The following is a 22,445-nucleotide window of genomic DNA, read 5'->3' as shown; positions in this document are numbered from 1 at the left end:
GGTTTTTCGGGCCTCTGTAGTCGCCGTCACACAGCGCACTGCGGGGGCCCGAGTCCGTGGAGGCCCGCCTTCACACCTCCTTCGCAAGGCAAACAGTCGTACCCCCTGGAGCAGGTTCTTCGTGATTTCCAAGGCCATTCGCATGGCTCGCGTCGGCAGCGGATCGGAGCTGGCCGCCGCACTACTGCTGGTGCTGGGATTCCCGTGCGTCATGCTGGCCGCGATAATCCCCAGCATCTGGTTCTTCGCGGCGGCCGTTGCCGTCACGTACCTCGCGGACCGGTTTCTGCACCAGCGATCCAGCTATCTGATCAACCGTCTCGCCAAGGTGCGGGCCGGTCTGTCGATCCGGTTCCTGGTGCGTCAGCTGATGCTCATCCTGCTGATGGCCCGCATGGGTCTCGCGGAGCAGCCGGTCTTCTATGTGACGGTCGCCTGCCTGCTGGGGTTCTACGGGCTCCAGGCACCGCACGGCGCGATGGTCCAGCTGCTGCGTCTGCGCCGCAAGCTGCCGGTGGTCACCCGCAATATCGACCTGAAGCACGTGCGGATCCCGGACGCGCCGCCGCGCGGGCTGCTGGAGCGCTCCGCGGAGAAGATGCTGCACCTCGACGTCCTCGCGTTCGTGGGTGTGCTGGTCGCGATCGGGACCGACAACAACGCCTTCGCGTACGCCGGGCTCGCGCTCACCCTGGTCCTCGCGGTCGGCTATCTGGCCGTACTGGTGCCCTATCTGCGGCCGAGCCGGCTCGTTCCGCCCGCGGACAAGGTGCTCCAGGGCATCGACACGTGGCTGGGGGAGTACCAGCCGACCGTGATGCTGTATTTCTCCGGCTCCAAGGACTCGGCGTACCAGGTCAACATGTGGCTCGAGACCATGGCGGAGCTCGACGGCCGACCCGTGATCTTCCTGCGCGAGCGCAACATCGTGCCGCAGCTCGCCTCCACCGCGGTGCCGGTGGTGTGTGTGCCGGGCGGCGTGCATCTCATGAACATGGACCTGTCATCGGTGCGGGTCGCGCTGTACGCGGCCAACGTCGGCAAGAACATCCACCTGCTGCGCGTGCCGACCATGAAGCATGTCTTCATCGGGCACGGCGACAGTGACAAGCTCGCCAGCGTCAACCCGTTCAGCAAGGCCTACGACGAGGTTTGGACCGCCGGCCGGGCGGGCCGTGACCGGTACGCCCTCGCCGACGTCGGTGTGCTCAGCGAGGACATCGTCGAGGTGGGCCGCCCGCAGCTGGCCCCCATCAAGACGGGGACCGGTACGCCGAAGCACCCGATTCCCACCGTGCTGTACGCCCCCACCTGGGAGGGCTGGGACGACAACCCGGGCAACACCTCCCTCCTGCTCGCCGGCGAGAACATCGTCAGGCGACTGCTGAACGCCGAGAAGCCGGTACGGCTGCTCTACAAGCCGCACCCCTTCACCGGCACTCGCAGCCCCAAGGCCAAGGCCGTGCACCAGCGCATCACCGCGATGGTCGAGCAGGCCGCCGCGGATCGCGCCGCCGACCCCCGCTGGGTGAAGGAGGCGGCCGCGCTCGCGCAGGACCAGGCCGCGGCGCGTGCCGAGCTGAAGCGCATCGAGGTCCGGCTGGCCGAGATGTCCGGCACCACGCGCGCCGTCCGGGACGAGGCCGAGGAGTCCCGCGACTCCCAGGCCGACCCGGTGCGCGAGGCCGAGACGGCGAAGCTCAAGGACGAGTGGAACGCCGCGTACTGGCGCTCCTTCGGCTGGTGGGAGCACAAGGTCATCACCGGTCCCGAGCCGCGTCTGTACGACTGCTTCAACGAGTCGGACGGCATGGTCTCGGACATCTCCAGCGTGGTCTCGGACTTCATCGCGAGCGGCAAGCCGTACGCGGTCACCGACTCCGCGGCCCTGGGCGAGGAGGAGTTCAAGCGGCAGAACACCGCCGTACGGGCCGCGGTGGTCCTCTCCAACAGCGCCAAGGAGCTCGACGAGCTGCTCGAGGCCGTCGCCGACCCGGCGGCGGACACGCGCGCGGAGGCACGCCGCGCGCTGAAGGCGTACCTCCTGGGTCCGGACGAGCCGCCCTCGATGCTGCAGTTCAACGCGGCGGTGCAGGCTCTGGCGCTCAAGTCGGAGGCGCGCAACGCCGGTGTGGAGCAGCGGCTGGCCGAGCCCGAGCAGTCTCCTGGGCTCGACGACCAGCCCGTGGGCGGCTGAGAGGTCACCCGTACGGCCCAACACGGCCCGGCGGCGCGCTCTGTGACAGAGCGTGCCGCCGGGCCGTTGTCGTCGACGGCCGCTGACGGATGTTCCGGGGGATCACGTTTCTTCCGGATGGTTCGATTCCGGACAACCTTCGTCCATCTTCGGTTGTCTTGCGTTTAATGAATGACAACCTTGTGCCCGACGTCACCGTTGTCGTCGGAGCCTACGAAGCCATGCCCTACCTCGTCCGTTGCCTGGAATCGGTCGAGGCGCAGACGCTGGGCTCGGACCGCATCGAGATCGTCGCCGTCGACGACGGGTCCACCGACGGGACCGGTGAGTACCTGGAGGAGTTCGCCGCCCGGTCGAAGGTGTCCACCCGGGTGATCCGGCAGGCCAACTCCGGTGGCCCCAGCGGCCCGCGCAATACCGGCCTGGGCCTGGCACGGGGCCGCTATGTCTTCTTCCTGGACGCCGACGACTACTTCGGCGAGGAAGCGCTGGAGCGGATGGTCGCGATGGCCGACCGTGCCGGTACGGACGTGGTGCTCGGCAAGATGGAGGGGGTCAACCGGACTGTCGCCAGGTCGATGTTCGCCCGGACGCAGGAGCGTGTCGACGTCTGCACCTCCCGGGTCATCTTCGCGCTGAGCGCACAGAAGCTGTACCGGCGTGAGCTGCTCGTGCGCCTGGGGCTGAGGTTCGACGAGGACCTCGTGACGGGTGAGGACGCGCTCTTCACGATGGAGGCGTATCTGAGCGGCAATGGCGTGTCCGTCATCGCCGACTACGTCTGCTATTACCTGGTCCGCCGCGACGACGGCAACCACGCGACCGCCAGAGGCAGCTATCCGGCGCGCTTCGAGGCGCTCCAGGCCCTGATGACACTCATAGCGAAACTCGTGCCGCCGGGTGACAAGCGCGACCTGCTGATGGTCAGACCGTTTACGATCGGGCTGCTTCAGCAATTCGGGCCAGGGCTGCTCAGGCGGCCGGAAAACGAGCAGCGGCACAAAATGGAACTGGCCATTCCGATGATGGCCGCGTACTGGACCAGCGGCGTCGCCGGCCACATCAAGGTGGGTGAGCGGCTGATTCTCACCTGTGTCGCCATGGGCCGCCTCGATCTGCTGAAGGATGTACTGGAATTCATCCACGCCAAGACGGCGCCGGAGGTGGTCCATCAGGGCCGCGCGGCCCGGCCGTATCTCGCCTATCCGCACTTCCGTGACCAGCAGGCGGGGATCCCCGACGAGGCGTACGCGGTCACCGTGCCCGACTGGTCCGGCAGCCTGCGCGTCATGCCCCCCAAGTCCCGGCCGTCCCTGGCCCGGCGGGCGGTGCGGAAGGTCCGCAGGCACATACGGAGTCTGCGGACCGAGGGTAATCCTCGGCGCGGCAGCCGGACACTGAACGATAGGTAAAATCGAGCCCGCCGGAGCGATTTTCGCTCGGGGGAACAGCTCTCAACTCGAGGACAGGAAACGTGAAGGCACTCGTACTCTCCGGCGGAGCAGGCACGCGTCTGCGCCCCATCACGCACACCTCGGCCAAACAATTGGTCCCTGTGGCGAACAAGCCGGTGCTCTTCTACGGCCTGGAGGCCATCGCCGACGCCGGAATCACCGAGGTCGGCGTCATCGTGGGTGACACGGCCGACGAGATCAGGGAAGCGGTCGGCGACGGTTCCGAGCTCGGGATCAACGTCACCTACATTCCGCAGGACCAGCCGCTCGGGCTCGCCCACGCGGTCCTGATAGCAAAAGATTTCCTCGGCGACGACGACTTCGTCATGTACCTCGGTGACAACTTCATCGTCGGGGGCATCAGCGGCCTGGTCGACGGGTTCCGTACCGACCGCCCCGACGCGCAGATCCTGCTGACGAAGGTTCCGAACCCGACCTCCTTCGGTGTGGCGGAGCTCGACGGCAACGGCCGCGTCGTGGGTCTGGAGGAGAAGCCGAAGAAGCCGAAGAGCGACCTCGCGCTCGTCGGTGTCTACCTCTTCACCCCGGCCATCCACGAGGCCGTGCGCTCCATCGAGCCGTCCTGGCGCGGCGAGCTGGAGATCACCCACGCGATCCAGTGGCTGATCGACCAGAAGCGCGACGTCCGCTCCACGACGATCGCCGGATACTGGAAGGACACCGGCAACGTCACCGACATGCTGGAGGTCAACCGCTCGGTGCTGGAGACCGTGGAGCCCGCCTGCGAGGGTACGGTCGACGAGACCAGCGAGATCATCGGCCGGGTCCGGATCGAGGCGGGCGCGAAGGTCAGCGGCAGCCGTATCGTCGGTCCCGTGATCATCGGTGCCAACACGGTGATCAGCGACGCGTACGTCGGCCCGTTCACCTCGGTCTCCGAGGGATGCCGCATCGAGGACAGCGAGATCGAGTACTCCATCGTTCTGCGGGGCGCGTCCATCACCGGCGTACGCCGCGTGGAGGCGTCGCTCATCGGCCGTGAAGTCGAGGTGACCCCCGCGCCCCGTAACCCCTCCGCCCACCGACTCGTGCTCGGCGACCACAGCAAGGTGCAGATCTCTTCATGACGACCAAGATCCTGGTGACCGGCGGCGCCGGCTTCATCGGCTCCCACTACGTCCGTACGGTGCTCGGGCCGCAGGGCCCCGGCGACATCGCCGTCACGGTGCTGGACAAGCTCACCTACGCCGGCAACCCGGCCAACCTCGACGAGGTCCGTGAGCACCCGGGCTTCGCCTTCGTCGAGGGCGACATCTGCGACCCCGAGCTGGTCGGCAAGCTGATGGCCGAGCACGACCAGGTGGTGCACTTCGCCGCCGAGTCGCACGTGGACCGCTCCATCGACGGCGGCGCCGAGTTCGTCCGTACGAATGTCGTCGGCACCCACACGCTGATCGACGCCGCCCACCGGGCCGGCATCGAGACCTTCGTGCACATCTCCACGGACGAGGTCTACGGCTCGATCGACGAGGGTTCCTGGCCCGAGACGCACCCGCTGGAGCCGAATTCGCCGTACTCCTCGGCCAAGGCCTCCAGCGACCTGATCGCGCTGTCCTACCACCGCACCCACGGCCTGGACGTGCGCGTGACCCGTTGCTCCAACAACTACGGGCACCACCACTTCCCCGAGAAGGTCATCCCGCTGTTCATCTCGAACCTGCTGGACGGCAAGAAGGTCCCGTTGTACGGCGACGGCGGCAATGTGCGCGACTGGCTGCACATCGACGACCACGTCCAGGGCATCGAGCTGGTCCGTACGAAGGGCCGCGCGGGCGAGGTCTACAACATCGGCGGCGGCACCGAGCTCTCCAACAAGGAGCTCACCGGGCTGCTGCTCGAGGCGTGCGGCGCGGACTGGGACACCAGCGTCGAGTACGTCACCGACCGCAAGGGCCACGACCGCCGCTACTCCGTGGACTGCACCAAGATCCGCGAGGAGCTCGGCTATGTGCCGCGCAAGGACTTCGCGACCGGCCTGGCCGAGACGGTGCAGTGGTACCGCGACAACCGCGCCTGGTGGGAGCCCCTGAAGGAGCGTGCGGCGCTGTGAGTGTCTGGCTCGTCACCGGCGCCGGAGGCATGCTGGCCGGGGACGTCCTCGCCCGGCTGGCGGCGGACGGCATCGAAGCCGTTGCCGCCGGCCGCGCGGACCTCGACATCACCGACCCCGACTCGGTGCGCGCCGTCATGGCGCAGCACCGTCCCGCCGTGGTCGTGAACTGCGCCGCCTGGACGAACGTCGACGGCGCCGAGGAGCAGGAGGAGGCGGCTCTCGCCGTCAACGGCACGGGACCCCGGTTCCTGGCCGAGGCGTGCAAGGAGAGCGGCGCCGTGCTGCTGCAGGTCTCCACCGACTACGTCTTCGCCGGGGACGGGACGGAGCCGTACGCCGAGAACGCCCCCACGGGGCCGCGCAGCGCCTACGGACGCACCAAGCTGGCCGGGGAGCGGGCCGTGCTCGAGATCCTCCCTGAGACGGGTCATGTGGTCCGTACGGCCTGGCTGTACGGCGCGGGCGGCCCCAACTTCGTCCGCACCATGATCAAACTCGAGGGGATCAAGGACACGCTGGACGTCGTCGACGACCAGCGCGGCCAGCCCACCTGGACCGTGGATCTTGCCGACCGGCTGGTCAGGCTCGGCCGCGGCGCCCTGGAGGGGACCGTCAAGGCGGGCGTCCACCACGGCACCAGCAGTGGCGAGACGACCTGGTTCGGCTTCACCCGGGAGATCTTCCGGCTGCTCGGCACCGACCCCGAGCGGGTCCGCCCGACGACCAGCGCCGCCTTCGTCAGGCCCGCGCCCCGGCCGTCGTACAGCGTGCTCGGCCACGAGGGGTGGCAGCAGACGGGTATCGAACCGATCCGCGACTGGCGCGAAGCGCTCGCCGAGGCGTTCACCGGGTTGGTCGAAGCTGAACGCGGAATTGCTTCTACCGGCGAGTAGGCGTTTACGTACAGGCCAGGGACAGGCTAACTTCACTGGGAATCAATCCAGTTGATTCCCAGTGAAGGGCCCCTCAGGTGGACCGCCACGGCTTCCTGCGCCAACTGCACCGCGTCTACAAGCCCCGCAATTACCTCGAGATCGGGGTCAACGACGGGCGCAGTCTGGCACTGTCCCGCGTTCCCTCCGTCGCCATCGACCCGGCTTTCAAGGTGGTGACGGACATCAGTTGTGACGTCCACCTGGTCAGAGCCACCAGCGACGACTTCTTCGCCCGCAAGGACCCGCTGCTCCATCTGCGCAACGGCCGCAATCCGTTCCGCGCGCTCGCCCGCAAGGACCCGATGAACGTCCTCGGGGCCGACCCGAAGCTGGAGCTGGCGTTCATCGACGGCATGCATCTCTTCGAGTACGCGCTGCGCGACTTCATGAACGTCGAGAAGCACTCCCGCTGGTCCAGCGTGATCGTGCTCGACGACATGCTGCCGCGCGATGTCGACGAGGCCGCGCGCGACCGGCACACCAAGTTCTGGGCGGGTGACGTCTACAAGGTGGCCGAGGTGCTGCGGAAGTACCGCCCCGACCTGCTGGTCGTCGAGGTGGACACGCAGCCCACCGGTGTGGTCGCCGTCTTCGGCGCCAACCCGGACAGCACCGTGCTGAAGGACGCGTACGACAAGATCATCGAAGAGTACGTCGTGCCGGACCCGCAGACGGTCCCCGACGAGGTACTGGTGCGCAAGAACGCGGTACAGCCCGAGGCGCTGCTCGGCGCAGACTTCTGGCCCGGCCTGATCCGGGCCCGCAGCCTCCGCCGCCCCCGCTCGGCCTTCGCGCAGGTGCGCAGGAGCATTCGGGCCGTCACGGGCTGATCTCACACGGATACGGAAAGCCCCCGAGGTCCAGGACCTCGGGGGCTTTCACGCTGGTGACGACTGTCAGTCGCGGGCGCGCAGCTCCGCGTAGTACGCCTGGCACGCCTCGTGCGTCGGCAGCAGTCCCTGCTCCTCGGCCTCGGCCAGCGTGGGGGCCGCGGCGTCCTTGTCGGACAGCAGCGGGGCGATCCCCTCCGGCCACTCGATCCCCAGCTCGGGGTCGAGCGGGTTGATGCCGTGCTCGCGCCCGGGAGCGTACCCCTCGGAGCAGAGATAGACGACGGTCGCGTCGTCCGTCAGCGCCATGAACGCGTGGCCGAGCCCTTCCGACAGATAGACGGAGTGGTGGTCGACGTCGTCGAGGCGGACCGCTTCCCACTGCTTGTAGGTCGGCGAGCCGACCCGGATGTCGACGATGACGTCGAGGACCGCGCCACGTACGCACTTGACGTACTTGGCCTGGCTCGGCGGTACGTCGGCGAAGTGGATGCCGCGCAGCGTGCCCCTGCTCGAGATCGAGTAGTTGGCCTGCGCCAGCTGGAGCCCGTGCCCGGCCGCCTCGGCGAAGTCCGGCCCCTTGAACCACTCGTGGAAGCTGCCCCGGCTGTCCGGGAAGACCTTCGGCTCATGCACCCAGGCTCCGGAGATGGAGAGCTGCCGCACGTGATCACGTCCTTGTTCTGGTACTTCAGATGCTTACGGGAGTTGCTGACCGGTGCCGATCGGGTGATCGCCCGGTCAGCCGACCACGCGGGCCGCGAGGCGGCGGATCTTCTTGCGGGCCGACGGGGGAAGCCGGCGCATGATCGGGCCGAGCGTGTGGCGCAGCCGCGAGTTGCGGCGGCGCGCTGTCAGCTTGCGCACGAGGGAGGCATCGGCCGTGGGGAGGGTCTCGTCGAGCCGGATCCGTCCGGTCCTGTCGACGCTCACTCCGCAGAGCGGCAGCGCGGGGCCCTTGGCTCCGTCCAGGCGTACCGAGAGCTTCCAGCTGCCGGCCGGGGCGTTCGGCAGGCGGGTGGGCACGGTCAGGTGGGAGCGGCCCTGGACGGGGCGCAGCGCGACCGGAACGGTGTGCACGACGGTCGCGGCGGCCGCCTCGCCATCGGCCTCGGCTCCCTGCGACACCTCGGCGGGGGAGCTCAGTACCAGCTCCGCCTTGGCGGTGGCGGTGGCGGCCGTGGTGAAGATGTCCAGCCGGAGCTCGGTCGGGCTGCCGGGGATGCGCAGCACCGGACGGCCCTCGAGGTAGGTGGCGATCTTCTTGGCGCGGCGCGCGACATCGAGGGTGAGATTGCCGTGCGGGTCGGTGAAGTACGGAACGACCGCGCGGGCGGGGGAGGCGAGCAGTCCGGGCAGGCAGTTGTCGCCGACGTGGTCCGCACGGTCGGCGCCGAGGCGGGCCTTGCGTACGAGTCCCAGACCGCGCAGCGGTACCCAGACGTCCCAGAAGCCGCGGCTGACCGGGCCGCGGCCGGGTCCGCCCTCCGAGGAGAGATAGCCGCTGCCGCGCAGAACGACCTGGCAGACGTCGTCGCCCAGGTCCTCGGTCTCGGTGCTGAAGGTGGCAGGGCAGGCCCACTCGACCGCCGTCTCACGGTTGCGCAGCGAGATCTCGGCCTGGAACGTACGCAGGTCGTCGGTGACGTCGAGGAGCTCGCCCTCGGCCATCAGCCCCGAGGTGATGTCGGGGTCCACATAGAGCCGGCCGTCGCGGCGGAGCAGCGTCAGCGGCTTCTGGTCCTCGCCGTGCACCAGCTGGCCGCTGACCTTGACGGCGATCCGGCCGTCCGGCTGCCAGTCGAACTCCTCGAGGCGCGCCGTGGCCTTGACGGAGGCGGCGAAGCGGCCGAGCCGGACCAGGCCCTGCTGGTTGTTGTCACGCAGCAGTGCCGAGCGGAGGCGGAGAACCGGCCCGAGACCGGCGACCACACCCTCGCCCATGAAGTCCTCGGCGAGGGGACGTACGGCCTCGGTCATCTCGGCGAGGTAGGCGTCGTCGTACTTGAGCACCTGCGGCTCGCTGAGGCGCCCGAGCATCTCCACGCGGTAGAAGCGGCGCAGCAGAAGATCCCGGAATTTACCCGGCTCGGTGTTGTCGACGACGACGTCGAGAACCTCGCGGAGGTTTCCGTAGTAGCCGGAGGGGACGATCTTCGCGGATCCCGCGTTCTGTCCGTCGTCCCGCTTCGAGTAGTAGTAGCAGGTGTACGAACCGAGAATCGACACGACCTTGGCGGGAAAGTACGCCTGCATCATGTACAGCTGGTCCTCGAGACGCCGCTTGCCCTCGGGGTAGGCGATGCTGTTCTCGCGGAGGAATTCGGTACGGAACATCTTGTGCGGCGTGAGGCTGTCGTACAGCGGGGCATCCTGGAGGGTGCACTTCTCGCGGTTCTTCTTGAAGACGCCGTGCGGGACGCCGCGGAAGTTGCTGGCCACCTTGCCGATGACGATGTCAGAGCCATTGCGGTGTCCCATCTCGAAGAGACGGCGCAGGGCGTCGGAGGCGAGGTAGTCGTCCTGATCGACGAACTGGACATACTCGCCCTCGGCTTCGGAGACACCGATGTTCCGCGGCTTTCCGGGCCATCCCGAATTCGGGATGTGGATGACACGGAAATGCGGGTGCTCGGTCGCCAGTTTATCGAGTCTGGCCGGAGTGTCGTCAGTCGATCCGTCGTTGACGAAAAGTACTTCGAAGTCCTCTGCGGGGAGTGTCTGGCGAAGCAGCGAATCAATGCAGGGATCGATGTACTTACCCGGGTTGTAGACCGGGATGACGACACTCACTTTGACTGACACGACTGTGCCCCATCTCTTGTGGGAAACCCTGGACTCTAAGGTCGGGGATGGTTCCGGCTTGGCCGACGAGGGGCGCGGGCCGCCGCCCGTATGCACTCTATCGGGTGATCGACACACCGCGTGCGCGCGCTGCCATACAGTGCGGGGCGGCGCGACGGGAACAGCAACGTCCTCAAGTGACGTACCTTACGATCCTTTGACACCCGGAGTGACGGGTGGGGAGACTTGGGCGCTTTAGTTGCGCTTTTCTTGGGGGCACCACCATTTTCTGGCACATACGCAGCGGCCCCACCCGCCGCATGCGCTGGACGCACGGCTCCGTAGCCGAGCGCTTCTCCGGCAGGAACAACAGTCTCGGCTTCATCCGGCTGTCGCTGGCGACCGCCGTCGTGGTCTCCCACGCGAGCATCCTGGGCTTCGGGAGTACCGAGTTCGGCCACTACTTCAGCCACGGCCAGACCGACCTGGGCAAGCTGTCCGTCTACGGATTCTTCGTACTGTCCGGCATCCTCGTGACCCGCAGCGGGAAGCGGCTCCCCCTGGGACGCTTTCTGTGGCACCGCGCGCTGCGGCTGCTGCCCGGCCTGTGGGTCTGTCTCGCCGCGACGGCCTTCGCCGTCGCCCCCCTCCTCTACTGGTACCAACAGGGAAGCCTGGACGGCTTCTGGGGTCATGCGTCGGGCCCACTGGACTATCTGCACGCCAACTGGGCCGTCGCCCTGGAACAGCGCGACATCTCCGGAGTGATGAAGACGGCCCGTGAAGCCGGCCTCGCCACCAGTCCGAGCTTCGACGGCGCACTGTGGTCGCTGCGCTACGAGGTGCTCTGCTACTTCGCGGTGGGCCTGCTGGCGGTGACCGGAGCGCTCAAGCGAGCCCGCTGGACGGTCCTGGTCATCACGGCCCTGCTGGGCTGGCTGGTCGTCAGGGACGCGGTGCAGAGCCCCTTCTGGGCCGGCACGTCGGACGCCTCCTACGCGCAGAGCATCACGCTGATCCCCGCGATGGGGACGATCGACCCGGACGTGATCCTCTATCTGGGCTTCGCGTTCGCCCTGGGCACGCTGATCGAGCTCTACAGCGACCGGATTCCCGTCAGCGACGTACTGGGCGTGCTCTCCGCGCTGGTGCTGCTCGGCAGCCTGCGGTTCGGCTACCTCTACACCGTGGGTCTGCCCGCCTTCGCCTACCTGCTGCTCTGGCTGGCGATCCGGCTCCCCGCGCCGTTCCGCCGGATCGGAGCCCGGCACGACTACTCGTACGGCATCTACATCTACGGCTTCGTGGTGCAGCAGTCGCTGGTCGTGTTCGGGCTCGCCCACTGGGGATTCTGGCCCTACCTCGCCTTGTCGCTGGCCGGTGCGCTGCTGGCCGCGGTGGCCTCCTGGCATCTGGTGGAGCGCCCGGCGATGAAGCTCAAGGACCTGGGGCGCCGGCCTGAGCGTCCGCGCGGCGCACCGGCCGGGGCGGAGCCCGAGAAGGTCCTCGCAGGCAGCGGCAGCCGCTGACACGCCCGTAGGCACGAGGAGGGGCCCGTACGGTGCGGTTCGCGCCGTACGGGCCCCGTGTCCGTTTCTGCGGCTGCCTTAGGGCCGGGCGAGGATGTCGCTCACCCGGTGCGCGTAGATCACGCGTCCGCAGGGCGAGCTGTCACCCGCCTTGCACGAGGCGTCCGGGGTGTTGGAGCGGTGCTCCGACACCGACCACAGCAGCGGCGCGTTCCCGGTCTGCTGCCCGTGCTCGACATAGAGGTCCTCCGGCCCCACGGCCGTCGGCGCGTGGGCCTCGACGGTCAGTCCCCTGCGGGGATAGATCTTGGCCCGCAGCAGAGTGCCGTTGGAGTACTTGTGGCTCTGGTTCAGATAGAACGTGTCCTTGAACCGCGCGGCTCCCTGCATGCCCTCCTTCGGGAGGAAGAAGCCCCAGGGGGACGTCTTGGTGACCCCGCCGCCGGAGACGATCCGCCCCGTGTCGCCGTCGAGCGGATAGGCGCTGAGCCGGCCCGTGGACGGGTGGGTCTTGGTGCCCCGGCAGTACTCACCCATCACCAGTTCGTCCGGTGAGGCGGAGCGGTCCACCGAGAGGTACGAGGCCTTCGGCGCGCCCGATCCCGCGCAGTACGTGATCGCCTTGCCGCCCTTGGTCCTGGCCTTGTTGTACTGCTTGGACTTGAAGGTCCAGGTGGCGACCTGCGGCATCACGTAGCGGTAGCCGAAGCTGTACCAGGACTTGCCGTGCCGGCCGATCTTCTTCTTGTTCTTGACGTTGACCTTCATGCCGCCGGCGACCTTGTCATGGGTGCCGACCTTGTTGTCCGGGTTGAGGTCCATGATCTTGCGCATGTCGAAGACGCGGATGCCGTTGAAGGTGTCGGCGATGTACAGATAGTTCCCGTACCAGGCCATGCCGCCGATGTGGACACCCGTCTGGTGCTTCTTCTCGTTGGCGTGCACCGCGTCGTAGCTGATCTTCTTCGTCTTCTTGCTGACGTACGGCCAGACCAGCAGCGCATGGCGGTACTTGTTGGTACCCGGGTCGAGGAAGGTGATGCGCACACCCTTCTCGTTGCACTTGTCCGACTCGTTGGCCTTGCAGCCGTTGCCGCGCCCAGGGTTCTGGCTGTCGTACGAGCCGATCAGGACGGGGCGCCTGGAGCCCCACTGCTCGTCCTTCTGGGCGTCCGAGACGCCGGTGATGGCCTGCGGGACCCACTCGGCGCTCGTGGCGTCGTCCTTCTCCCAGCAGTACTTCCTGGCAGGGGCGAGCGGCGTGCCCTTGTCGCCCTTGCCGAACGGGTCGGTGGTGCACGACGCGCCGGTCCTGATGGTGCGGTTGGCGTCCTTGAGTACCTTCTGGATGCCCTGTTTGGGCAGTGCGCCGTCGAGCTTCTTGACGCGGCCGGTGAGGCTGCCTCCGGCCTTCAGCGCGAACGCACTTGAGGGTGTGGCGGTGCCGGGGCCGCCCCATGCCTTGGTGGTGAATGCGGGCACGGGCGCGTCGGCGTCCGCGAAGTCCGCTTCCGGCTGCTCGGCCCCCGTGGCCGTGGCGGTCATGGTGGTGGGGTCGGACCCAGGCGCCTCGTTCCCCATGGCGGGGATGACGAGAAGGCCGGCGGCGACCGCCGCGACGGCGCCGGCGGCAATGATCCGCCCACGACGCATGACCGGTATTCGACGTTTCGACAAAGTTGTCTCCGAGACTCGCGTTGCCAATGAGGCAAACGGATGCTCGCAGAGCAAACATTCGGTGAGCAAACTCCTTCTGATGGCAGGTCAGGGTGACGAAAGCTCACTTTTCACCTCCCTCAACTCCGTGTTTGAGCCTGGGCATTGGGCGATCGGGGCGCGTTTCACCGCGGGGCATTCGTACAGCATCTTCACCCCGTGACCGACCTGTGCGATGTTCGCGACCGCGTACGACGGTCCACGGCCGAGGACTGACGGCCCCTCACCGGGCGGCAGACTCGACCTGGTTGGTGCGGTTCGAAGCGGAATCGCTCATTCATTGCCATTGAATCCCCGTGCTGTCAGCATCTGTTCGCCTCAGAGGCTCAGTGACAACGGAGGACACGTGACTGTCAGTCGGATACGCAGAACCACGAACGCGAGACTCGGCCGGTGGCTTGCGCTCGGCGCCGCCGCCACCGTCCTGGCCGCCGGATTCACCGCGCCCTCCCAGGCCGCGCCCTCCCAGGCCGCGCCCTCCCGGTCCGCCCGCTCGGCGGCGCCGGCGGCCGTCGCAGCCGCTTCCGCGAGCCCCGACCCGTGCGCGGTCACCGCCCTGTCCCGTACGGCCGACGCCCGGGCGCTCAAGTCACCCGAGAACAGCGAGATCCAGGAGCCGCGCGTCGAGACCGCCCCGGCCCCCGCGTCCGGCTTCGGAACCCTCGCCTGGACGAGCCCCGGCGGGAAGGCCGACCCCGCCGACGCACGGATGGTGCGCGGCAGCGACCTCTGCCCGAAGGTGCGCGCGCTGGACGCGGCCCTTCCCAAGCAGGGTGTGGTGAAGCTGCTGAACGACGCCAACCGCACGATGCGGGCCGGCGCCCAGTGCACCGGCGACCCCTTCGGTGCCGGGGACGACGGCTCGCCGCTCTCGCCCGTCGACCGCTACTGCTTCGACGACGACGACTCCATCTCGCGCGAGTGGATTCCACAGGCGGTCACCGGAGTCTCCGACGCCCAGGACGACGAGAAGTGGGGCAGCGGCACCGACACCAAGCGCCCGATCCTCATCGGCTCGTACGACGACTGGAACCCGGGACGCGACCACGAGTACCCCGCGAGCGACCCCAACGAGAACAAGAAGGTCGCCTACAGCGAGTGCGCGGACGGCGAGAACGTCCCCGACTCGTGCAACGAGAAGGGCGTACGCGTCTCCTTCCTCGACCCCGCCACCAACCGCTACCGCCATGTGCTGCTGGTCTGGCCCTACGTCAACAACCCCGGCAACACCTCCTTCGACGGCGTCAAGTCCAGTGACGCCAAGGAGCAGACGGGCATCCACGTCGGCGGCATGGTCTGGTACGGCAACTACCTGTACGTCGCCGACACCCGCGCGGGCATCCGGGTCTTCGACATGCGCTACATCATGGATCTCAACCCGGACAACGACGCCTCGACCAATGACAAGACCCCGGACGGACTCACCAGCAACGTCCAGGACAAGCGTCAGATCGGCCGTCAGAACAACGTCTGGTACAGCTACGGATACCGCTATGTGATGCCGCAGGTCGACACCTGGGGGTTCCAGAAGGACCCGACCTACCCGGCGGGCGCCACGTACTGCGCGAGCACCGGTGCGCCGAAGATGTCGTACGTCTCCCTCGACCGCAGCGTCGAGCCCGACGAGCTGGTCATGGGTGAGTACTGCAAGCCGGACGGCACGCACCCGTCGACCGGACGCGTCTGGGGCCTCCAGCTCGAGTCGACGACCGCCCAGCCCAAGTTCGACTCCGCCACCGGCCTGACCAAGGTCTCGACCTGGAGCAACTACCTGCCCATGGCCTCCGGCGGGGCCCAGGGAATCGCCCGCCGCAGCGGCAACTTCTACATCAACCAGAGCCACGGCCACAGCAACGGCACGATCCACCGGGCGAAGGTCAACGCCTCCGGCGTGCTGGCCACGACCGGAGGCGGCGTCCAGACCGCCGTCGGCCCCGAGGATCTGTATGTGGAGCACCGGGAGACCATCGGCGGCGAGCCGATTGCGTGGTCGGTCTCGGAGCACCGCGAGAACTACACCTACCCGAGCTGCGCGGCCACGGACCCGTCGCCCTGCGGCCGGGTCCTGTACTCGCACCGGCTGAGCAGCATCGACATACAGCCGTGACGCAGCCGGTCCCCGCCGCCGCGACGCCGCCCGCCACCAGGGCCGCGGCGGCGGGGACCGGATGTCCAGCGATCGGAATGCATGCGCGCCCCGCGCCCGCCCTGACATAGATTCGGCCCTGTGACAGTGGCAAGACAGCAGGTAACGCAAGCCCGCAGGATCGTCGTCAAGGTCGGCTCGTCCTCCCTGACCACCGCCTCCGGCGGACTCGACGCCGACCGCGTGGACGCTCTCGTCGACGTACTCGCCAACATCCGCAGCGGCGGCGAGAAGGAGATAGTGCTGGTCTCCTCCGGCGCCATCGCCGCCGGCCTCGCGCCACTGGGCCTCGCCCGCCGCCCCAAGGACCTCGCCCGCCAGCAGGCCGCCGCCAGCGTCGGTCAGGGCCTGCTCGTCGCCCGCTACACCGCCTCCTTCGCGCGCTACGGCGTACGCGTCGGACAGGTGCTCCTCACCGCCGACGACACCAGCCGTCGCGCCCACTACCGCAACGCCTACCGGACCCTCGACCAACTGCTGGCCATGGGCGCCGTCCCGGTCGTCAACGAGAACGACACCGTGGCGACGGACGAGATCCGCTTCGGCGACAACGACCGGCTGGCCGCGCTCGTCGCCCATCTCGTACGGGCCGATCTGCTGGTCCTCCTCTCGGACGTCGACGGGCTCTACGACGGCGATCCGGCCAAGCCGGGCACCTCGCGGATCGAGGAAGTACGCGGCCCCGAGGACATCGCCCATGTGCAGATCGGCAGCGCGGGCAAGGCAGGCGTCGGCACCGGCGGCATGGTCACCAAGGTGGAGGCGGCCAGGATCGCGGCGGCCGCGGGCGTCCCCGTGGTCCTCACCTCCGCCAGCCGCGCCGCCGACGCCCTCGCGGGCCGCGCCACCGGCACGTACTTCCGCAGCACCGGACGCCGCTCCGCCGACCGGCTGCTCTGGCTCGCCCACGCCTCCACCCCACAGGGCGCGCTGACCCTCGACGACGGCGCGGTACGGGCCGTCGTGGAGGGCAAGAAGTCGCTCCTGGCGGCCGGGATCGCCGCGGTCGAGGGCGAGTTCAGCGCCGGGGACCCGGTCGAGCTGCGCGACACCACGGGCCGGGCCGTGGCCCGCGGGCTCGTCAACTTCGATGCCAAGGAGATCCCGCAACTGCTCGGCCGCTCCACCAGGGAGCTGGCCAAGGAGCTGGGGGCGGCCTACGAGCGGGAAGTCGTACACAGGGACGATCTGGTCGTCCTGCACCCCTGAAACGGCTGAAAGTCCGGCCTCGGGGCAGAGACCTTCACCAAAAGCGCCCCACGTTCCGCGCCGGACTGGTCAACTTTGTTGCGGAGCAATGGCGGGGGACAGCAACACGACGCATGCAACAGGAGGCCGCCGGTGAGACGAGCGCGCCCAGGGGATGTGCCCCGAGGGAGTGTGGGCATCCCTCACGCCCGTAGGGCCGTGGGCGAGGAACGAACCCTGACCAGCGTCGGAGCGGGCCCAGACTTCGACGACGGAGAAGAGAGCGGGGAGACGGGAGCGGAGACGGGCACGTACGGCGACGAGCACGTGCTGTCCAAGCTCTGGCACATCACGCTCAGCGTCTCCGGCGCCGAGGCCCCGCTGAAGGAGGTCCGCCGCGGTCTGGAACAGCTCGCGCACGACCATCCCTTCCTGCTGACCAGCAGGTATGCCAACGATCACGCGGAGATCCGCTACTGGGAGGAGGCGCGGGACCTGCACGACGCGGCGGCCGTGGCACTGCGACTGTGGGGCGAGCACCGCTCGAGCGCCAGACTGCCGCCGTGGGAGATCGTGGGCCTGGAGGTCATCGACCGCCAGACGTACCACCAGCGCATCGCGGAGGGCTACGGCCCGCCGCCGGCGGCCCCGGTGGGCGTACACCCCTTCTGAGCCTTCCGTCTCGCAGTACGGGATAGGTGATGGATGCCCGCGGGGAGGCCATTACCCTGCGGGTATGACCTCGCTCTCGCCGTACGACAACCTCTCCCCGGTCGCCCAGGCCGCCTATCGGGCCAGGGCCGCTGCCGCCGACCTCGCGCCGCTGCCGCGTTCGGCGAAGGACGACGCGCTGCTGGCGATCGCGGACGCGCTCGAGGTCCGTGCGAGCGAGATCGTCGCGGCGAACGCCGAGGACATCACGCGCGCCCGGGAGGCCGGGACCAGCGAGTCGGTCATCGACCGGCTCACGCTGACCCCGGAGCGGGTGCGGGCCATCGCCGCCGACGTACGGCACGTGGCCGCGCTGCCCGACCCGGTCGGTGAGGTGGTGCGCGGCTCGACGCTGCCCAACGGTATCGACCTGCGCCAGGTGCGGGTCCCCCTCGGCGTCGTCGGGATCATCTACGAGGCCCGCCCGAACGTCACGGTGGACGCCGCAGCCCTCTGCCTGAAGTCCGGCAACGCCGTGCTGCTGCGCGGCTCGTCCTCCGCGTACTCCTCCAACACCGCGCTGGTGAAGGTCCTGCGGGACGCGGTCGGAGGCTCAGGTCTGCCGGCCGACGCCGTGCAGCTGGTGCCCGGTGAGAGCCGGGAGTCCGTACGGGAGCTGATGCGCGCCCGCGGCCTGGTCGACGTACTGATCCCGCGCGGCGGAGCCTCGCTGATCCGTACGGTCGTCGAGGAGTCCGTCGTCCCCGTGATCGAGACCGGCACCGGCAACTGCCATGTGTATGTCGACGCCCAGACCGACCTCGACATGGCCGTCGACATCCTGATCAACTCCAAGGCGCAGCGCCCGAGCGTCTGCAACGCTGCCGAGACGCTGCTCGTCCACCAGGACGTCGCGGCCGACTTCCTGCCGCGTGCCCTGGACGCGCTGGCCGCGGCCGGTGTGACTGTGCACGGCGACGAGCGGGTCCTGGCATACGGCGAAGGCACCAAGGCCACCCTCGTGGCGGCCACGGCCGAGGACTGGGAGACGGAGTACCTCTCCTACGACATTGCCGCCGCCGTCGTCGACTCGCTGGACGCGGCCGTCGCCCACATCCGCCTCTGGTCCTCCGGGCACACCGAGGCGATCGTCACCACCTCGCAGGCCGCGGCCCGCCGCTTCACCCAGTTGGTGGATTCCACGACGGTCGCGGTGAACGCGTCCACCCGTTTCACGGACGGCGGCCAGTTCGGATTCGGCGCCGAGATCGGAATCTCCACCCAGAAGCTGCACGCGCGTGGGCCCATGGGCCTGCCGGAGCTGACCTCGACGAAGTACATCGTGACAGGAGACGGTCACACCCGGTGACCGCCCCGGTGGCTGCCCCGGTGATCGCCCCGGTGGCTGCCGCGATGGCTGCCCCGGTGACCGGCCCGGTGGCCGGGTGACCGACCGATCGCCGTTTCCCGTGGTCGCCCGGGCAACTGCCGGCAGCTGTCAAGGGCGCGGCGCGAGGCGTCACCCGCGCAGGGAGAGTTCACGCTCTCCCTGCCCAAACCGACCGCCCCGGTCTACTCTGAAGGCGTGCCGGACGACGTGGGGGGCAGGCCGTTCCCGGACGGCTGGGAGCCCGACGACGACCGCGGGGGCGCGGACGAGGACTTCGCCTCCGTGGTGTTCGACGAGGACTTCGTACGAGCCGCCGAGATCCACGAGCCGACCGCTGTGGAGCGGCTGCTCGCGGCCGCCCAGGCGCGCGCCGAGGCCGAGGCCACCCGCTCCAGATCCGGCGGCGGGCCGTCCGACGACGATCTCTACGACGAGTACGACGACGGTGGCGAGTACGGCCGTGGCCGGGCGTACGACGACGATGACGGCGGGGACCCCGACGACGAGTACGGCGGCCCGTACGGACGGCATGGCGGCGCCCTGCGCCCCTACCGCGGAACGGCCCGCTGGCACCGCCCGGTGGCCTGGATCCTGGCCCTGGTGATGGGCATCGGGATGGTCGCCCTCGCCTTCACGGCCGTCTACCGGGGAGCCGCGGCCAACCGTCAGGACCGGGTGCCGCCGCCCGCGACGACCGGCGTCGACACCGCACCCACGAGCAGCTCCGCCACGGACCGCATCGGCGGGCCCTCCGCCTCCGCCGAGTACTCGGCGCCGCCCGTATCCGCCGATCCCCGCACGCCCTGATCCCCCTGAGCGACTGCGGGAGATCTCGTCAGAACTTGTCGTGTACCAGGGCGTTTATCGTGGCCCTGCCGGACCTAACCTGAAAGTATGGCTGGGCGCAGAGACCCGCCCGAGGGGACACCCGAGGGACTCCCCGGCGGTGGTGAGGACGAGTACCGGTCCGTCGTCTTCGACGAAGCGTTTGTACGGGCTGCCCGGGTGCAGGAGTTCTCCGCCGTGGAGCGCATGGGCGAGCACGCGCGAGCCGTGCGCAGCCTCCCCGCCTGGAAGGGCCGGAAAGCCTCCAAGCAGATCCTGTTGTTCGTCCTGCTGATCTCGATCGCCTTCGGAACAGCGATCTATCTGGGCGTCCGGCACCCCTACCCGACGTCATCCGCCAAGCGCGTCGAACCGCTGCGCATCACGGTGGTCCCGCTCGCGCCGCAGGGCCGGGTCCCCGGCGGCGCCCCCGCGCAGCTCTATGCGCACAGCCCCGCCGCCCAGTTCCGCATCGGAGCCTCCGGCGTCACCCTGCCCGCCGCCCGGCGCACCGCGCACTTCTCGGAGAGCCAGGTGATGACCGCGCTGACCACCGCCAAGGACTACCTCGTGGAGTCCTCGCTCGACCCCGATGTGCTCACCGGCGGCGCGGTGCGGCCGGTGCGGGTGCTGCTCGACCCGGACCAGCTGGAGCAGTTCGACCGCAGCATCGCGTCCCCGGCCGGCGACGGGCGCCATGCCGCCGCCGGCTGGCTGGTGCGCTACGACCCCGCCAAGGTGGCGCTGGCCGGGGACGAGGTGCGGGTGCAGGGCACGCTGCAGGTCACCGAGACGCGGTCCGACGCCCTGGAGGTGACGTCGGACCACACCTTCACCTATGCGCTGCGGCGGGCCGCGGCGGGCGAGCCGCAGTCGAGCGAGGCCTCACTCTTCACCGTCCGCCGCGAACTGCACTTCCGCTTCGACCGGGACGATCTGCGCCACCACCGCGCGGAACTGCTGGTCAGCTATGTCCAGGCCGGCCCGCAGGCATGCTCGGCGGACACTTCGGGCACTCTGCGCCCGCTGCTTGCCGGCCAGCGGGCCGACGGGAGCGGTCCGGCGGGCACCGACCCGTATGCGCCGGGCCGGGCCACCGCCGCGCTCTGCGGGTCGCTGGCGCCCGGAGCTCAGCCCTCGCCCTGACCGGGGCGCCCGGAGCTCAGCTCTCGCCCTGACCGGCACCGCCGTCGGTCTTCGGCGCGCTCCCATTGCCGCCGGAGCTCCCACCGCTGCTGGTGCCCGCGCCGGTGAACTTGTCCCGCAGCTTGCCGCCCAGGTCGCCCGCACCGCCCGCTATGTCGCCGACCAGCTTCATCAGCGGATCCTTGCTCGTGCGCACCGTGTCGGCGTAGTGCGAGGCGGACTCGCGGAAGGAGTCGGATACCGAGGTGTCCTTGTCCTCCGTACGGCGCGGGTAGTGGCCGTCATGGATCCGCTGGTAGTCGCGGCTTTCGGCCCACTTCTTCAGCTCCGCGGCACGCACCGTGGTGAACGGGTGCGAGCGGGGGAGCACGTTCATAATCTTCAGCACCGAGTCGCGCAGATCGCCGCCGGCCTCGTACTCCTCGGCCTGCGCCAGGAACGCGTCGACATTCATTTCGTGCAGGTGGTTGCCGCCCGCGATCTTCATCAGGCCGCGCATCGAGGCTTGCAGGTCCTGGCCGACCAGCAGCCCGGCGCGGTCCGCCGAAAGCTCCGACTTGCGGAACCACTCGCGCAGCGCCATCACGATCGCCATGATCGCGACATTGCCGAGGGGGATCCAGGCGATCTTCAGGGCCAGACTGGTGAGGAAGAGCAGGATCGTGCGGTAGACGGAGTGGCCGGAGAGCGCATGGCCCACCTCGTGCCCGACGACCGCCCGCATCTCCTCCTCGTCGAGAAGCTCCACCAGCCCGGTCGTGACCACGATGATCGGCTCGTCCAGACCGATACACATGGCGTTGGGCCGCGGATCCTGGGTGACGTACATGGCCGGGACCTTCTCCAGGTCCAGGATGTAGCAGGCGTCCCGCAGCATGGTGTTCAGATGCGCGAACTGTGCGTCGCTCACCCGCACCGAATCGGAGAGGAAGAGCAGTCGCAGGCTGCGCTCCGGCAGCAGTCCGCTCAGCGCCTTGAAAACGGTGTCGAATCCGCTGAGCTTGCGCAGGGCGACGAGCGCCGAACGGTCCGCCGGATGTTCGTACGCCCGTGAAGAGATGCCCGGGAAGCGCTTGCGCTGCCTGCTCGGTACGTTCTCGTGACTGCTTTCGGTCATCATGCCCCCTGTTGGTGCGAGTCCTGGCTCGTCCCCCTGACGGACCCCAGCGTAGGTGCTGGAGCCACCGTGCGCCGGGGGCTGTGGATAACGCCCTGCTCGCCTGGTTTCTGCTGCGCAGCCACGGCGAAGACGGCGGCGACGACCGGAACAACGACTGAGTCGACGTGAGCGTGCCCGGGCGGCCCGCATACGATGTGCGCGACGTCTCCGCTCCGACTCGCAGCTCCGACTCCCGAGCTCCGACTCCCGATCGATTGGTCCTGCCGAAGATGAGCCTCGCCAGCACCGCTGCCAACCTGGTCACTCTCGCCGAGGGCACCGAGCACGGTGGCAACCACGAAAGCCTCAGTCCCTACCTCACCGGCGGCGGCGCGCTCCTCGCGCTCCTTCTGCTGCTGTGGATCACCACCCGCTTCAACCGCGACCGCTGAGTCGGAGTCGTAGAGCCGTGCCAGTAGGC

At 68.9% G+C, this 22,445-nt stretch carries 18 protein-coding genes; 14 read left to right on the top strand and 4 right to left on the bottom strand.

Annotated elements, in window-relative coordinates:
- The first annotated feature begins 121 nt into the window (after window positions 1-121).
- From OG883_RS24765 to OG883_RS24740, 6 genes are all read left to right on the top strand, one after another.
- Complete coding sequence (locus OG883_RS24765; RefSeq protein WP_266544778.1) at window positions 122-2,197, top strand: hypothetical protein; 2,076 nt, start codon at window positions 122-124, stop codon at window positions 2,195-2,197.
- A gap of 167 nt (window positions 2,198-2,364) precedes the next feature.
- The gene (locus OG883_RS24760; RefSeq protein ID WP_266544775.1) at window positions 2,365-3,609 is read left to right on the top strand and encodes a glycosyltransferase family 2 protein; all 1,245 of its coding nucleotides are present in this window, start codon (window positions 2,365-2,367) and stop codon (window positions 3,607-3,609) included.
- Between the two features lie 62 nt (window positions 3,610-3,671).
- A complete protein-coding gene (locus OG883_RS24755) occupies window positions 3,672-4,739 on the top strand; it encodes a glucose-1-phosphate thymidylyltransferase (protein ID WP_266544773.1) in 1,068 nt (355 codons plus the stop codon).
- Window positions 4,736-5,722 carry a dTDP-glucose 4,6-dehydratase gene (gene rfbB / locus OG883_RS24750; protein ID WP_266544771.1) on the top strand — a complete coding sequence of 329 codons (987 nt, stop codon included), beginning with the start codon at window positions 4,736-4,738 and terminating at the stop codon, window positions 5,720-5,722. The genes OG883_RS24755 and rfbB overlap by 4 nt, the downstream gene beginning before the upstream one ends.
- Entirely contained in the window at window positions 5,719-6,618 is a 900-nt protein-coding gene (gene rfbD, locus OG883_RS24745) for a dTDP-4-dehydrorhamnose reductase (RefSeq protein ID WP_266544768.1), read from the top strand. The genes rfbB and rfbD overlap by 4 nt, the downstream gene beginning before the upstream one ends.
- A 77-nt stretch (window positions 6,619-6,695) precedes the next feature.
- Window positions 6,696-7,490 carry a class I SAM-dependent methyltransferase gene (locus OG883_RS24740; RefSeq protein ID WP_266544765.1) on the top strand — a complete coding sequence of 265 codons (795 nt, stop codon included), beginning with the start codon at window positions 6,696-6,698 and terminating at the stop codon, window positions 7,488-7,490.
- 66 nt (window positions 7,491-7,556) lie between these two features.
- On the opposite strand, the gene rfbC is transcribed toward OG883_RS24740, so the two are convergent.
- Together rfbC and OG883_RS24730 are read right to left on the bottom strand one after the other, a co-directional pair.
- Window positions 7,557-8,156, bottom strand: a complete 600-nt coding sequence (gene rfbC, locus OG883_RS24735; protein ID WP_266544762.1) for a dTDP-4-dehydrorhamnose 3,5-epimerase — start codon at window positions 8,154-8,156, stop codon at window positions 7,557-7,559.
- 75 nt (window positions 8,157-8,231) lie between these two features.
- Window positions 8,232-10,295: a glycosyltransferase family 2 protein gene (locus OG883_RS24730; protein ID WP_266544761.1), complete on the bottom strand. Its 2,064-nt coding sequence runs from the start codon at window positions 10,293-10,295 to the stop codon at window positions 8,232-8,234.
- Between the two features lie 299 nt (window positions 10,296-10,594).
- Here OG883_RS24730 and OG883_RS24725 point away from each other — a divergent pair, with 299 nt between their 5' ends.
- Entirely contained in the window at window positions 10,595-11,803 is a 1,209-nt protein-coding gene (locus OG883_RS24725; protein ID WP_266544753.1) for an acyltransferase, read from the top strand.
- A gap of 78 nt (window positions 11,804-11,881) precedes the next feature.
- Here OG883_RS24725 and OG883_RS24720 read toward each other — a convergent pair whose 3' ends face one another.
- The gene (locus OG883_RS24720) at window positions 11,882-13,456 is read right to left on the bottom strand and encodes a hypothetical protein (protein WP_266544751.1); all 1,575 of its coding nucleotides are present in this window, start codon (window positions 13,454-13,456) and stop codon (window positions 11,882-11,884) included.
- Between the two features lie 409 nt (window positions 13,457-13,865).
- On the opposite strand from OG883_RS24720, the gene OG883_RS24715 reads away from it, so the two are divergent.
- From OG883_RS24715 to OG883_RS24690, 6 genes are all read left to right on the top strand, one after another.
- Window positions 13,866-15,626, top strand: a complete 1,761-nt coding sequence (locus OG883_RS24715; RefSeq protein ID WP_266544748.1) for a hypothetical protein — start codon at window positions 13,866-13,868, stop codon at window positions 15,624-15,626.
- A gap of 120 nt (window positions 15,627-15,746) precedes the next feature.
- Complete coding sequence (gene proB / locus OG883_RS24710; RefSeq protein ID WP_266544745.1) at window positions 15,747-16,874, top strand: glutamate 5-kinase; 1,128 nt, start codon at window positions 15,747-15,749, stop codon at window positions 16,872-16,874.
- Window positions 16,875-17,006: 132 nt separating this feature from the next.
- Window positions 17,007-17,525: a hypothetical protein gene (locus OG883_RS24705; protein WP_266544742.1), complete on the top strand. Its 519-nt coding sequence runs from the start codon at window positions 17,007-17,009 to the stop codon at window positions 17,523-17,525.
- Window positions 17,526-17,589: 64 nt separating this feature from the next.
- A complete protein-coding gene (locus OG883_RS24700; protein WP_266544739.1) occupies window positions 17,590-18,873 on the top strand; it encodes a glutamate-5-semialdehyde dehydrogenase in 1,284 nt (427 codons plus the stop codon).
- A 216-nt stretch (window positions 18,874-19,089) separates the two neighbouring features.
- Window positions 19,090-19,701, top strand: coding sequence for a hypothetical protein (locus OG883_RS24695; protein WP_266544736.1), 612 nt, complete (start codon window positions 19,090-19,092; stop codon window positions 19,699-19,701).
- Window positions 19,702-19,788: 87 nt separating this feature from the next.
- A complete protein-coding gene (locus OG883_RS24690; RefSeq protein WP_266544733.1) occupies window positions 19,789-20,865 on the top strand; it encodes a hypothetical protein in 1,077 nt (358 codons plus the stop codon).
- A gap of 16 nt (window positions 20,866-20,881) precedes the next feature.
- Here OG883_RS24690 and OG883_RS24685 read toward each other — a convergent pair whose 3' ends face one another.
- The gene (locus OG883_RS24685) at window positions 20,882-21,982 is read right to left on the bottom strand and encodes a M48 family metallopeptidase (protein WP_266544731.1); all 1,101 of its coding nucleotides are present in this window, start codon (window positions 21,980-21,982) and stop codon (window positions 20,882-20,884) included.
- 272 nt (window positions 21,983-22,254) lie between these two features.
- Here OG883_RS24685 and OG883_RS24680 point away from each other — a divergent pair, with 272 nt between their 5' ends.
- Window positions 22,255-22,416 (top strand): hypothetical protein, encoded by a 162-nt coding sequence (locus OG883_RS24680; RefSeq protein ID WP_266544727.1) that lies wholly within the window; start codon window positions 22,255-22,257, stop codon window positions 22,414-22,416.
- Window positions 22,417-22,445: the final 29 nt, after the last annotated feature.

It is taken from the genome of Streptomyces sp. NBC_01142 (assembly GCF_026341125.1).
In the GTDB taxonomy this organism is placed as follows: Bacteria; Actinomycetota; Actinomycetes; order Streptomycetales; family Streptomycetaceae; genus Streptomyces.
This window is presented reverse-complemented; position numbering and strand designations above follow the sequence as displayed.